The following is a 12,567-nucleotide window of genomic DNA, read 5'->3' as shown; positions in this document are numbered from 1 at the left end:
TCGACCAGCATGAGAAGTGCACGGCCAGCGGGACACGGACGGGGATGCACGAGACCGCACGGTCTTCCGGTCAGCGACCGTAAACCGTGCGGTCTCGAGACGGATCAGGCCGACTTCTCGCGGGGCTCGCGCTTCTTGCGGGGCACGATCGTCGGGAGCACGTTGTCGTTGACCGTCTCCGCGGTCACGACCACCTTGGCCACGTCGGTGCGGCTGGGGATGTCGTACATGACGGGCAGCAGCACCTCCTCCATGATCGCGCGGAGGCCGCGGGCGCCGGTGCCGCGGTGAATCGCCTGATCGGCGACCGCCTCCAGCGCGTCATCGGTGAACTCGAGTTCCACGTTGTCCATGTCGAAGAGCTTGCGGTACTGCTTCACCAGCGCGTTCTTCGGATCGGACAGGATCGAGACCAGGGCGTCCTTGTCGAGGTTGGTCACCGAGGCGATCATCGGCAGGCGGCCGATGAACTCCGGGATCAGACCGAACTTGATCAGGTCCTCCGGCATGACGTCGGCGAAGTGGTCGGTGGTGTCGACCTCGTTCTTGCTCGTCACCTCGTTGCCGAAACCGATACCGCGCTTACCGATCCGCTCGGACACGATCTTCTCCAGCCCGGCGAAGGCACCGGCCACGATGAACAGCACGTTCGTCGTGTCGATCTGGATGAACTCCTGGTGCGGATGCTTGCGGCCGCCCTGCGGCGGGACCGACGCCTGCGTGCCCTCGAGGATCTTCAGCAGCGCCTGCTGCACGCCCTCACCGGACACGTCGCGGGTGATCGACGGGTTCTCGCTCTTGCGCGCGACCTTGTCGACCTCGTCGATGTAGATGATGCCGGTCTCGGCGCGCTTGACGTCGTAGTCGGCGGCCTGGATCAGCTTCAGCAGGATGTTCTCGACGTCCTCGCCCACGTAGCCGGCCTCGGTGAGCGCGGTGGCGTCGGCGATCGCGAACGGCACGTTCAGCATCTTGGCGAGGGTCTGCGCCAGGTAGGTCTTGCCGCAGCCTGTGGGACCGAGCATCAGGATGTTGCTCTTGGCCAGCTCGACGGTCTCGCCGCCACGCGCTTCCTTCTTCTCCCCGGCCTGGATGCGCTTGTAGTGGTTGTAGACCGCGACCGCGAGCGTCCGCTTGGCGGTGTCCTGACCGACCACGTAGGTGTCCAGGAACTCGCGGATCTCGGCCGGCTTCGGGAGCTCGTCGAGCTTCACATCGCTGGTCTCGGCGAGCTCTTCCTCGATGATCTCGTTGCACAGATCGATGCACTCGTCGCAGATGTACACCCCGGGACCGGCGATGAGCTTCTTGACCTGCTTCTGGCTCTTGCCGCAGAACGAGCACTTCAACAGGTCGCCGCCGTCCCCGATACGTGCCATGTCGCCTTGCACCAACTTCCTGCTCTGCGCTACCTCAACGGTACCCGCGCACTAACTCGTCTACACGCTCTGCGCCGCGTCCTCGGCGAGGATTCGCGGACTTGTGCCGTGGCCTGTAGAGCCTACGGCGCTCCGGTCGCCGACACCCCGGGCGAAGACCCGGCGTGTCGGCGGCCGCCCGCTACGACTTGCGGGCCGACTTCTTGCGGTACTCGAAGACCTCGTCGACGATGCCGTAGTCCTTGGCCTGCTCGGCCGTCAGGATGTTGTCACGGTCGGTGTCGCGGCGGATCTTCTCTGTGTCCTGGCCGGTGTGCCGGGCCAGGATCTCGTCGAGCCGATGGCGGATCCGCTCGATCTCGTTGGCCTGGATCTCCAGGTCGGACACCTGGCCCTGGTAGGCGCCGCCGGTGCGCGGCTGGTGGATCAGGATGGTCGCGTTCGGCAGCGCGGCGCGCTTGCCGGGGGTGCCGCCAGCCAGCAGGATCGCCGCGGCCGAGGCCGCCTCACCCAGGCACACGGTGACGATGTCGCAGTGCACGTACTGCATGGTGTCGTAGATGGCGAGCATGTCGTGCACGCTGCCGCCCGGCGAGTTGATGTACATGGTGATGTCGCGGTCGGGGTCCTGGCTCTCGAGCACCAGCAGCTGCGCCATCACGTCGTTCGCCACGGTCTGGTCGATCGGCGTGCCGACGAAGACGATGCGCTCCTCGAAGAGCTTGGCGTACGGGTCGTACTGGCGCTGGCCGTTGGGGGTGTTCTCGATGAACGACGGCAGGATGTAGCGCGCTTCGATCTGCTTGAGCGCGATCGCCGAATCGGGGATGCCGGCGCGGACGTCGGCCGGAAGAGTGCTGTACATGGGGTCTCCGTGAAAGTCGTTGTGAGCGGCGGTTCCCTGGCGGTCCCTGAGCTCCGTCGAAGGGATCATGCGCCGGTGCGGGCGACGCTGGTCACCACGTGGTCGACGATGCCGTATTCCTGCGCCTCCGAGGCGGTGAACCACTTGTCGCGGTCGGCGTCGGCCTCGATCTTCTCCAGCGGCTGGCCGGTGAACTCGGAGTTGAGCCGGTTCATCTCCTTCTTGGTGGCCGCGAACTGCTCGGCCTGAATGGCGATGTCGGCCGCGGTGCCACCGATGCCGGCGGACGGCTGGTGCATCATGATACGCGCGTGCGGGAGCGCGTGGCGCTTGCCCTTGGCGCCGGCGGCGAGGAGGAACTGCCCCATCGAGGCGGCCATGCCCATCGCGTAGGTGGCGACGTCGCACGGCGCCAGCTGCATGGTGTCGAAGATGGCCATACCCGCGGTGACGCTGCCGCCCGGCGAGTTGATGTACAGGTTGATGTCCCGTTCGGGATCCTCGGCGGCGAGCAGCAGGATCTGCGCGCAGAGACGGTTGGCGATGTCGTCGTCCACCTGGGTGCCCAGGAAGATGATGCGCTCGCGCAGCAGTCGCTCGAACACCGAATCGGTCAGATTCAGGCCGGCGACACCCGAGGCCATGCTGGGCGGCGTGTACAGGTTGCTCACGGTGGAAAGTCTCCTCTGTCGTGTGGCGGCCATCGCGTGGTGGCCCCAGCCGCGGTTGAAAGCTGTCACCGACATTAATCAAATGCGGGGGTCCGGATGTTCCGCACACCCCGGTGATTCGCTGACAGCGGAACAATCCGCTGACAGCGGAACCAGACGCCCTGCCGATGCGCGCGGCCGGGACCGGAGATCCGGTCCCGGCCGCGCGGGTCTTACGGGGTGTCGACCGAGCAGGTCAGACGATCACTCGTCGTCGCCGTCCTCGTCGTCGGCCTCGGCGGCGCCGAAGAAGGTCTCGGTGTCGATCACGTCGCCGTTGGTGTCCTTCACGGTCACCTCGCCGATCACCTCGGCCAGCGCCTTGTTGCGGCGCACATCGGCGTACAGGGCGCCGATCTGGTTGGCGTTCTGCAGCTGCTGGATGAACTCCTGCGGCGGCATCCCGTAGCGCTGGGCCTGCATGATGATCTGCTGGGTCAGCTCGCTCTGGTCCACCTCGGTCTCGGCGGCGTCGGCGACGGCGTCGAGCAGCAGCTGGGTGCGCACCGACTTCTCGGCGGTCTCCTTGGCCTCGGCGTCCCACTCCTCGCGGGTCTTGCCCTGGGCCTCCAGGAAGCGGGCGATCTGCTCGTCGTCGTGACCGAGCGCGTGGATCAGCTGGTGCTGGGTGGCCTCGACCTCGTCGTCGACGACGGCCTCGGGCAGCGGGAACTCCACGGCCTCGAGGAGCGCGTCGAGGACGGCGTCACGGATGGCGCCGGCCTGGGCGTACTTCTTGGTGTCGGCGACCTGGCCGCGCAGGCTCTCGCGCAGCTCGTCGACGGTGTCGAACTCGCTGGCCATCTGCACGAAGTCCTCGTCCAGTTCCGGCAGCTCGCGGACCTTGACCGACTGCACGGTCGCGGTGACCTCGGCCTCCTTGCCCGCGTACTCGCCGGCGATGAGCGTGGTGGTGAAGGTGGTCGACTCACCCGACTTGAGGCCGGTGATGGCCTCGTCGAGGCCGTCGATCAGGTCGCCGTTGCCGACCTCGTGCGACAGGCCCTCGGTGGCGGCGTCCTCGACGTTCTCACCGTCGACGGTGGCCGACAGGTCGAGCGAGACGAAGTCGCCCTCCTGCGCACCGCGGTCGACGCCGGCCAGGGTGCCGAAGCGCTGGCGCAGATTGTCCAGTTCGGCCTCGACGTCGGCGTCGGCGACCTCGATCGGATCGACCTCGACCGACAGCGAGTCGTAGGCGGGCAGGGTGATCTCCGGGCGCACGTCGACGACGGCGGTGAAGGTGAGCGGCTCGCCGTGGACCAGGTCGCCCAGCTCGATCTCCGGCTGGCTGATCGCGTTGGTCTCGGTCTCGGCGAGCGCCTCACTGTACTTGGCGGGCAGCGCGTCGTTCACGACCTGCTCGAGGATCGCCTCGCGGCCGACCCGTGCCTCGATGATCTTGGCCGGAGCCTTGCCGGGACGGAAGCCCGGGATGCGGATCTGCTGGGCGAGCGCGGCGTAGGCGCGCTCGAAGTCGCCGGACAGCTCCTCGAACGGAACCTCGACATTCAGCTTGACTCGGGTCGGGCTCAGCTGCTCGACGGTGCTCTTCACGACGTTGGTGCTCCTTGTTAGTTACTGCGTGCTCGCACGATTGACGGTGGTCGGGATGACAGGATTTGAACCTGCGACCCTCCGCTCCCAAAGCGGATGCGCTACCAAGCTGCGCCACATCCCGGCGGTGTACGACGACGTCCGACGCGACCAGACAGCCATAGTACTGATCACCCGGCCGTCACCGTGCGGGCGGGAGGCCCTTTTGCCGAAGGCGACGGCGGTCACGTAGAGTCTGTGCTCGCACACGGTGCGCCGGAGACGGCCGCCGGCGCGCACGCGGGTGTAGCTCAATGGTAGAGCCCTAGTCTTCCAAACTAGCTACGCGGGTTCGATTCCCGTCACCCGCTCAGGTGACGATTCGGGCGCGGCTTCCATCTCGGTGGGGCCGCGCCCGAATCGCCTGCCGGACACGCCCCGATGGGTTGTGACCGGAATCCCGTTACCGGCGTACCCGCAGGACAAACCGGACACAAGGGACGTAGCAGCGCAGATGCCCGCCGTAACCGGTTGGCTCGATGGCAACGTTTATGTAACGATGCTTCCTGTACGTCTCGGGGGACGTCATCCATGACCACGAACGAAGGTTTTGACCACGTGTTTTCCGCCAAGTCTTCGGGCCGACGTAATAGCCTTACTGCCCGACTCGTCGCTGTCGCCGTGACCGGCGCAGCCCTGTCCATCGCAGTGCCGGCCGTCGCGAATGCCGAACCGGCCGGCAAGGTCACCATCTTCCCGGGCGGCCCGACCATCGACGTGCCGGAGATCCCGGGTCTGCCGACCCCTCCGTCGCACACCAAGCCGACGCCGAAGAAGTCGACGCCGCCGGCCGAGCCGGGCGTCCCGGCCATGCCGAACGTCGCGACCAAGTCCGGTTACGTCGCCCTCGCGGTCGACAGCGACCACCGCCTCTACTGGTGGAAGGACGGCAAGCTCGTCAAGAACATGCCGGTCTCCATGGGCAGCGATGCGCACCCGACGCAGCACGGAACCTTCCACACCAAGGAGAAGTACCGTGACATGTACATGGACAGCTCCACCTACGGTGTGCCGGTCGACTCGCCCGAGGGTTACCGCACCTACGTCGAGTACGCGACCCGCCTGACCAACGACGGCGTGTTCATCCACGCCGCGCCGTGGTCGGTCGAGCAGCAGGGCCACAGCAACGTGAGCCACGGCTGCCTCAACGTGAGCACCGAGAACGGCCGCTGGGTGTACGAGAACATCCCGACCGGCACCCCGGTCGTCATCCGCGGCACCAAGGGCCCGGCCGACTCCAGCTAGTCGCACCGCGCTGACCTACGAGACGAGGTCCCACCCGATCACGGGTGGGACCTCGTTTCGCATCCCGGGTTCTCATGCCGCGGTCCGGCGACCGCTCTCCCCCAGCGTGGCCTGCAACTGCAACCAGTGCGCGAGCGCCTCGCATCCGGTGGTGTCCGGATCGGTGAGCGGCGCCCGCCGGTAGGGCTCGACGTCGTACGACACGTGGCGCCCGCCGAGGCTGTTGCGCACCCGCCACCGCCGCCACTGCACCGACGACGGCAGGTAGCCGCGGACCTCGCGGGCGGCCCGCGCGACGCGGCCGACGTCCCGCCGCCACTGCGCGGGCGTGATCGCGGTCCGCGGAGCGTTCTGCAACCGCGCCGAGCGGACCCGGCCGTACGCGTCGGTGAGCCACAGCCGCACATGCCCGGCCGAGAACACGCCGGACAGGTCGGCGACGTCGCGCAGCAGCGAGTCCGGGCTCGCGTTGCAGATCATGTCGTCGGCGGCCCCGATCCAGAACGCGGGGATGTCCCCGGGCAGCGCGGGCCCCGGCCCGGCCACACCCCAGCCCTCGCAGCCGTCGACCGCTCCGGGCGGCTGATGGGGGTCGGCGACGAAGCCGACCGCCGCGATCGACGGCAGCAGGTGCCCGGACGACGGGTGCGCCAGGAGCCGCCGGATCACCACCGCACCCTGCGAGTAGCCGATCAGCATCACGGTGGCGTGCGGGTCGTCGGCGAGGGTCTGGGCGATGGCCCGCGACAGCGCCGTCACACCGCGCGACACGCTGGTCAGATAGCATTCGCCGTCCGGGCGCGGGGTGGGCCCGTAGCTGGCCGGGTACGGCACCCAGCGCGCGGTGAAGCGGTCGTCGAGCGCGCGGGTGACACCGGCGAGCATGCCGGTCACCTCGGTCCGGCGGTCGCCGGGGAATGATTCGCCGGTGCCGCCCACGGCGAGCACCGTCACCGGGCCGCGGCCCGTCGGGAAGCTGGTCATGCCTTCCAGGGTGGCCGCACCTCCTGGGAGGGACCCGGGCAGACGGCTGAACGTCCTCTGAGAATCCACTCCGGCCGATGAGAGTCCGCTCCGCCGGCTGAGCCCGTCGAAGCCTCAGCCGGCGGCAGAGGACTGGCACGAGGCGCACCAGAACAGGTTGCGTCCTTCCAGCTCCCGCCACGACACCGCTGTGCCGCACAGCCGGCAGGCCTCGCCGGCCCGCCGGTACACGTAGGTGCGGGGCCGGTCCGGGGCGTACGCCGGGGCGCCGTGGTCGTCCTCGGGGCGGACGACGTGGATCCGCCCTTTCGCCATGCCGATCGGCATCAGTTCGGCCAGGTCGGCCCAGATCGCGTCGAACTCGCCGCGGGTGATCGTGGTGCCGGGCCGCATCGGCTCGATGCCGGTGCGGAACAGCACTTCCGCGCGATAGATGTTGCCGACCCCGGCGATCACCTTCTGGTCCATCAGCAGCGAGCCGATCGGGCGCCGGGACCGGCTGATCGCCCGCCACGCCCGCTCCGGGTCGGCGTCGTCACGCAGCGGATCGGGCCCGAGCCGGGCGATCAGGGCGTCGAGGTCCTCCGGTGTGTACAGCTCGCAGGCGTTGGGCCCGCGCAGGTCGACGCCGAGGTCGTCGCCGACCATCCGCAGCCGGATCTGACCGGTCGGCTCCGGCATCGGCAACGACTCCTCGGTGAAGGCGCCGTAGATGCCCAGATGAATGTGCACCAGACGCTCACCGGCATCACCGAGCCGGTAGATCAGGTGCTTGCCCCAGGCCTGCGCGCCCTCGAAGACGAGCCCGTCGAGCAGTGCGGCCTCGGGACCGAAGCGCCCCTGCGGGCTGCTGACCCGGACCCGCTGGCCGCCGAACTGCTGCGACTGCCGCCGGGCGAGCCGGTGCAGCGCATGACCCTCGGGCATGGGTGGCGGCCGTCAGGCCTGCGGCAGGTGGTTCTCGCCGGTGCGCTCGTAGTCGGCGAGCAGGTCGATGCGGCGCTGGTGACGCGGCTCCTCCGACCAGGCGGTCGACACGAAGGCGTCGACGATGGCCAGCGCCTCCTCCTTGGAGTGCATGCGGCCGCCGATGCCGATCAGCTGGGCGTTGTTGTGCTCGCGGGCCAGCTGCGCGGTCTCGGTGCTCCAGGCCAGCGCGCAGCGGGCACCCTTGACCTTGTTGGCGGCGATCTGCTCACCGTTGCCGCTGCCGCCGAGGACGATGCCGAGGCTGCCCGGATCGGCGACGACGCGCTCGGCCGCCTCGATGCAGAACGGCGGGTAGTCGTCGAGAGCATCGTAGGTGTGCGCACCGCAGTCGATCACCTCGTGACCGGCGGCCCGCAGATGATCGGCGATCTCGTTCTTGCGCTCGAAGCCGGCGTGGTCGGCACCCAGGTAAATCCGCATGCCCGTCACTATAGATTGGTGGGGTGGACACCCACGCGCCCATCCCCTCCGTTCCCGGCGTACCCGACTCCAAGGTCGAGGCGCCGCCCACGCATCAGCCCGGCCCGGACGCCGTCTGGCGGCCGCCGGCCAAGTATTCCGGCGCCCCGCGCCGGCATCCGGGCGAGATCCCGATGCTGGTGCTGCTGATCGCACTCAGCCTGGCCGGCTACCTCGCGGTGCTGGTCCTCGTCGCGATCGGGAACATCAGCGAGTACTTCCTGCTGATCCTCGCGTTGCCGCTGCTCCTGCTGATCGGCCGCGGCGTGCTGTACGCGCAGCAGCGCGTCAACGGTGTGCAGATGTCGCCGACGCAGTTCCCCGAGGGATACCGGATGCTGATCGAGGCCGCCGCGCGCTACGGCCTGCACTACGCGCCCGACGGCTACGTGGTGAACGGCAACGGCGCGATCAACGCGTTCGCCTCGGGCCACGGGTTCCGCCGCTACATCGTCGTCTATTCGGACCTGTTCGAGGTGGGCGGCAAGGCCCGCAACCCGGAGGCGCTGGAATTCGTGATCGGGCACGAGGTGGGACATCTCGCGGCCGGTCACACGTCGTACTGGCGGCAGTTGTTCACCGGCACCCTGATGTCGGTGCCGATCCTGGGCACCACGCTGTCGCGCGCGCAGGAGTACACCGCCGACAACTACGGCTACTACACCCATCCGGCCGGGGCGCCGCCCGCGATCGGCCTGCTCGCGGCGGGCAAGTACATGCTGACCGCGGTCGACTACGACCAGTTCGCCGACCGCGCCACGCAGGAGAAGGGCTTCTTCGTGACGCTGGTCAACCTGCTGGCCAATCACCCGGTGCTCACCTGGCGGGCGTCCGCGCTGCGCGACCGGACCCGGGCCGGTTCGCTGTTCTTCCGTCCGCGCACCGCCAGGCGCGGCGTCGGCAGCGGCCACACCGTGCCGATCGCGACGCCGCCGGCGCCGCGCGAGGTCCCCGCCGGATCGCTCCCGAACGGGCTGGTCACTCCCCCGAAGTTCTGAGCCCACCCACGGTGCGGACACTCCGCTCCCCGTGGCGGCCTCGGCGGGTACCGAGATCAGGTGAAGTCGGGGTCCTCGGTGCGGGTGCGCTTGAGTTCGAAGAAGTGCGGGTAGCTCGCCAGCGCGACGACGCCGTCCCACACCCGGCCGGCCTCCTCGCCGCGCGGGATCTTCGACAGCACGGGCCCGAAGAAGGCGATGCCGTTGACGTGAATGGTCGGTGTGCCGACGTCCGGGCCCACCTTGTCCATGCCCTCGTGGTGACTCGCCCGGATGGTGTCGTCGTACGACGTCGAGGTCGCCGCCTCCGCCAGGTCGGCTTCGAGGCCGGCCGCCGCGAGCGCGTTCGTGATCACCGAGGCCGCGTCGTGGTTGCCGTTGTCGTGGCGCTCGGTGCCCATCGCGGCGTAGAGCGGTGCGAGGACCTGGTCGCCGTGCCGGTCGGCCGCGGCGGCGAGCACGCGGACCGGCCCCATCGCGTCGGCGAGCATCGCCCGGTACGACTCCGGGATGTCCCGGCCCTCGTTGAGCACGGCGAGGCTCATGATGTGGAAGTTCACATCGATGGGCCGCACCTTCTCCGCCTCCAGGATCCAGCGCGAGGTGATCCAGCACCACGGGCAGAGGGGGTCGAACCAGAAATCCACACGATCGCGTTCAGCCATGCCACCCATTCAAGCACCGCGCGGCCCGCTGCGCCGCCCGCTGCCGCCGGGGCCCGCGCGGGGATACAGTCGACGCTGTGACTCCTCCCAATCTCACGCGGTCCGCCGCCGCCGAGCGCGCCGCCGTTCTCGACATCCAGAACTATCGCATCGACCTCGACCTCACCACCGGCGAGGAGACCTTCGCCTCGCACACCGTGGTGACGTTCACCGCGACGCCGGGGGCGTCGTCGTTCATCGATCTTGTTGCGCCGCAGCTGATTTCGGCGAATCTGAATGGGGTCGACCTGGACGTGTCCGACTACGACGAGTCGGCCGGATTGGCGCTGCCGGACCTCGCGGAGGAGAACGTCCTGTCGGTGGTCGCCGACTGCGCTTACTCCAACACCGGTGAGGGTCTGCACCGCTTCGTCGATCCCGCCGACGGTGCGGTGTACCTGTACTCGCAGTTCGAGACCGCCGACGCGAAGCGGATGTTCGCCTGCTTCGACCAGCCCGATCTCAAGGCCACCTACACGTTGACGGTGACTGCGCCCGAGAGCTGGGAGGTGATCTCCAACGCGCCGGTCACCCAGACCTCCGCGGACGGCGCCGCCCGCACGCACGTGTTCGCGACCACCGAGGTGATGAGCACCTACCTCGTCGCCCTGATCGCCGGGCCGTACGCGAAGTGGACCGACGAGTACGCCGACGACCACGGCACCATCCCCCTCGGGCTGTACTGCCGTGCCTCGCTCGCCGAGCACATGGATGCCGAGCGGCTGTTCACCGAGACCAAGCAGGGTTTCGGTTTCTACCACCGCACCTTCGGCGTGCCGTACGCGTTCGGCAAGTACGACCAGCTGTTCGTCCCCGAGTTCAACGCCGGGGCGATGGAGAACGCCGGCGCGGTGACCTTCCTGGAGGACTACGTCTTCCGCTCGCGGGTCACCCGCTATCTGTACGAGCGCCGCAACGAGACCGTCCTGCACGAGATGGCGCACATGTGGTTCGGCGACCTGGTGACCATGAAGTGGTGGGACGACCTGTGGCTCAACGAGTCGTTCGCGACCTTCGCCTCGGTGTTGGCCCAGGTCGGCGCCACCGAGTACACCAACGCCTGGACCACCTTCGCGAACGTCGAGAAGTCGTGGGCGTACCGGCAGGACCAGCTGCCGTCGACCCATCCGATCGCCGCCGACATGGTCGACCTGCAGGCCGTCGAGGTGAACTTCGACGGCATCACCTACGCCAAGGGTGCGTCGGTGCTCAAGCAGCTCGTCGCCTACGTCGGTCTGGAGCCGTTCCTGACCGGTCTGCGCGAGTACTTCACCGAGCACCGCTTCGGCAACGCCACTTTCGCCGACCTGGTCGGTGCCCTGGAACGCGCCTCCGGCCGTGACCTGTCCAGCTGGGGCGACCAGTGGCTCAAGACCACCGGTATCAACGCCCTGGAGCCCGACTTCCTGCTCGACGAGCAGGGCCGCTTCACCGATTTCGCCGTCCTGCAGGGCGGCGCCGAGCCGGCCGCGGGCGGACTGGAGAAGCGCGAGCCGGGCGGCGTCCGCGTGCACCGCCTGCGCATCGGGATCTACGACGACGACGCCGACGGCAAGCTGGTCCGCACGCACAGCGTCGAGATCGACGTCGACGGCCCGCGCACCGAGGTCCCCGAGCTGGTCGGCGTCCCGCGCGGCCAGCTGATCCTGCTGAACGACGACGACCTCACCTACGCGTCGGTCCGCCTGGACCCGCGGTCCCTGGCCACCGCGACCGCCCGCATCGCCGACATCGCCGACTCGCTGCCGCGCACCCTGGTGTGGTCGGCGGCGTGGGAGATGACCCGCCAGGCCGAGATGCGGGCCCGCGACTTCGTCGCGCTCGTCAGCGCCGGGATCGGCGCCGAATCCGAGATCGGCGTCGTTCAGCGCGTGCTGCTGCAGGCCGGGACGGCGCTGGAGTCGTACGCCGATCCGCACTGGGCGATCACCGAGGGCTGGCCGTCGTTCGCGGCCCGGTTGCTCGACCTCGCCCGCGCCGCCGAGCCCGGCTCGGATCACCAGCTGGCGTTCGTGAACGCGCTGCTGGGCGGCGTGGTGAACGACGACCAGCTCCCCGCCCTGCGATCGCTGCTCGACGGCGACGACCCCGCGACCGTCGGCCTGGCCGGGCTGGTGGTCGACGCGGAACTGCGCTGGAAGCTGGTCAAGGCGCTGGCCGCGGCCGGCGCCCTGGATGCCGAGGCGTCCGGTACCCCGGCGATCGACGCCGAGGCGGCCCGCGACAACACCGCCGCCGGCGCCCGCCACGCCGAGGCGGCGCGCGCCGCCCGGCCGCTCGCCGAGGCCAAGGAGGCCGCCTGGAGCACGGCCTTCGACGACGACACGGTCGCCAACGTGACCGTGCGCGCGATGATCGAGGGCATCAACCGCGCGGGCCAGACCGAACTGCTGCTGCCGTTCACCGAACGCTACTTCGAGTCGGTCAGCGACCTCTGGGCACGACGCTCCAGCGAGGTGGCCCAGACGGTCGTCGTCGGCCTGTACCCGTCATGGGACATCAGCGCCGCCGCCCTCGACGCCGCCGACGCCTTCCTGGCATCCGGCGACGTCCCCCCGGCGCTGGAACGACTGATCCTGGAGGGTCGTGCCGGCGTGGAGCGCTCCCTGAAGGCCCGCACCCACGACGCCACCTGAC

At 69.1% G+C, this 12,567-nt stretch carries 11 protein-coding genes and 2 tRNA genes; 4 read left to right on the top strand and 9 right to left on the bottom strand.

The genetic code is table 11. The features are described from left to right. Positions 1-104: 104 nt before the first annotated feature. The 5 genes from clpX to MYK68_RS08220 all read right to left on the bottom strand — a co-directional run bounded on the left by clpX (position 105) and on the right by MYK68_RS08220 (position 4,635). A complete protein-coding gene (gene clpX / locus MYK68_RS08240) occupies positions 105-1,379 on the bottom strand; it encodes an ATP-dependent Clp protease ATP-binding subunit ClpX (protein ID WP_247867439.1) in 1,275 nt (424 codons plus the stop codon). A gap of 181 nt (positions 1,380-1,560) precedes the next feature. Continuing rightward, positions 1,561-2,244 (bottom strand): ATP-dependent Clp protease proteolytic subunit, encoded by a 684-nt coding sequence (locus MYK68_RS08235; protein WP_247867438.1) that lies wholly within the window; start codon positions 2,242-2,244, stop codon positions 1,561-1,563. Between the two features lie 65 nt (positions 2,245-2,309). After that, the gene (locus MYK68_RS08230) at positions 2,310-2,888 is read right to left on the bottom strand and encodes an ATP-dependent Clp protease proteolytic subunit (RefSeq protein ID WP_247867975.1); all 579 of its coding nucleotides are present in this window, start codon (positions 2,886-2,888) and stop codon (positions 2,310-2,312) included. Positions 2,889-3,158: 270 nt separating this feature from the next. After that, complete coding sequence (gene tig / locus MYK68_RS08225; protein ID WP_247867437.1) at positions 3,159-4,511, bottom strand: trigger factor; 1,353 nt, start codon at positions 4,509-4,511, stop codon at positions 3,159-3,161. 47 nt (positions 4,512-4,558) lie between these two features. Beyond that, positions 4,559-4,635 (bottom strand) — tRNA-Pro (locus MYK68_RS08220). 155 nt (positions 4,636-4,790) lie between these two features. Here MYK68_RS08220 and MYK68_RS08215 point away from each other — a divergent pair. Together MYK68_RS08215 and MYK68_RS08210 are read left to right on the top strand one after the other, a co-directional pair. Continuing rightward, a tRNA-Gly gene (locus tag MYK68_RS08215) sits at positions 4,791-4,861 on the top strand. Between the two features lie 247 nt (positions 4,862-5,108). After that, positions 5,109-5,795: a L,D-transpeptidase gene (locus MYK68_RS08210; protein ID WP_371307989.1), complete on the top strand. Its 687-nt coding sequence runs from the start codon at positions 5,109-5,111 to the stop codon at positions 5,793-5,795. 72 nt (positions 5,796-5,867) lie between these two features. Here MYK68_RS08210 and MYK68_RS08205 read toward each other — a convergent pair whose 3' ends face one another. From MYK68_RS08205 to MYK68_RS08195, 3 genes are all read right to left on the bottom strand, one after another. Beyond that, complete coding sequence (locus MYK68_RS08205) at positions 5,868-6,779, bottom strand: cutinase family protein (protein ID WP_247867435.1); 912 nt, start codon at positions 6,777-6,779, stop codon at positions 5,868-5,870. A gap of 114 nt (positions 6,780-6,893) precedes the next feature. Continuing rightward, on the bottom strand, positions 6,894-7,706 hold the full coding sequence (locus MYK68_RS08200; RefSeq protein ID WP_247867434.1) for an Fpg/Nei family DNA glycosylase: 813 nt from the start codon (positions 7,704-7,706) through the stop codon (positions 6,894-6,896). A 12-nt stretch (positions 7,707-7,718) separates the two neighbouring features. Next, a complete protein-coding gene (locus tag MYK68_RS08195) occupies positions 7,719-8,189 on the bottom strand; it encodes a ribose-5-phosphate isomerase (RefSeq protein WP_247867433.1) in 471 nt (156 codons plus the stop codon). Positions 8,190-8,212: 23 nt separating this feature from the next. Here MYK68_RS08195 and MYK68_RS08190 point away from each other — a divergent pair, with 23 nt between their 5' ends. After that, positions 8,213-9,226 (top strand): M48 family metallopeptidase, encoded by a 1,014-nt coding sequence (locus tag MYK68_RS08190; protein ID WP_247867432.1) that lies wholly within the window; start codon positions 8,213-8,215, stop codon positions 9,224-9,226. Positions 9,227-9,282: 56 nt separating this feature from the next. On the opposite strand, the gene MYK68_RS08185 is transcribed toward MYK68_RS08190, so the two are convergent. After that, positions 9,283-9,891: a DsbA family oxidoreductase gene (locus MYK68_RS08185; RefSeq protein WP_247867431.1), complete on the bottom strand. Its 609-nt coding sequence runs from the start codon at positions 9,889-9,891 to the stop codon at positions 9,283-9,285. A 77-nt stretch (positions 9,892-9,968) separates the two neighbouring features. On the opposite strand from MYK68_RS08185, the gene pepN reads away from it, so the two are divergent. Continuing rightward, positions 9,969-12,566, top strand: a complete 2,598-nt coding sequence (pepN, locus tag MYK68_RS08180; protein ID WP_247867430.1) for an aminopeptidase N — start codon at positions 9,969-9,971, stop codon at positions 12,564-12,566. The last annotated feature ends 1 nt before the right edge of the window (position 12,567 follow it).

Source organism: Gordonia sp. PP30 (genome assembly GCF_023100845.1).
Taxonomy (GTDB): Bacteria; Actinomycetota; Actinomycetes; order Mycobacteriales; family Mycobacteriaceae; genus Gordonia.
This window is presented reverse-complemented; position numbering and strand designations above follow the sequence as displayed.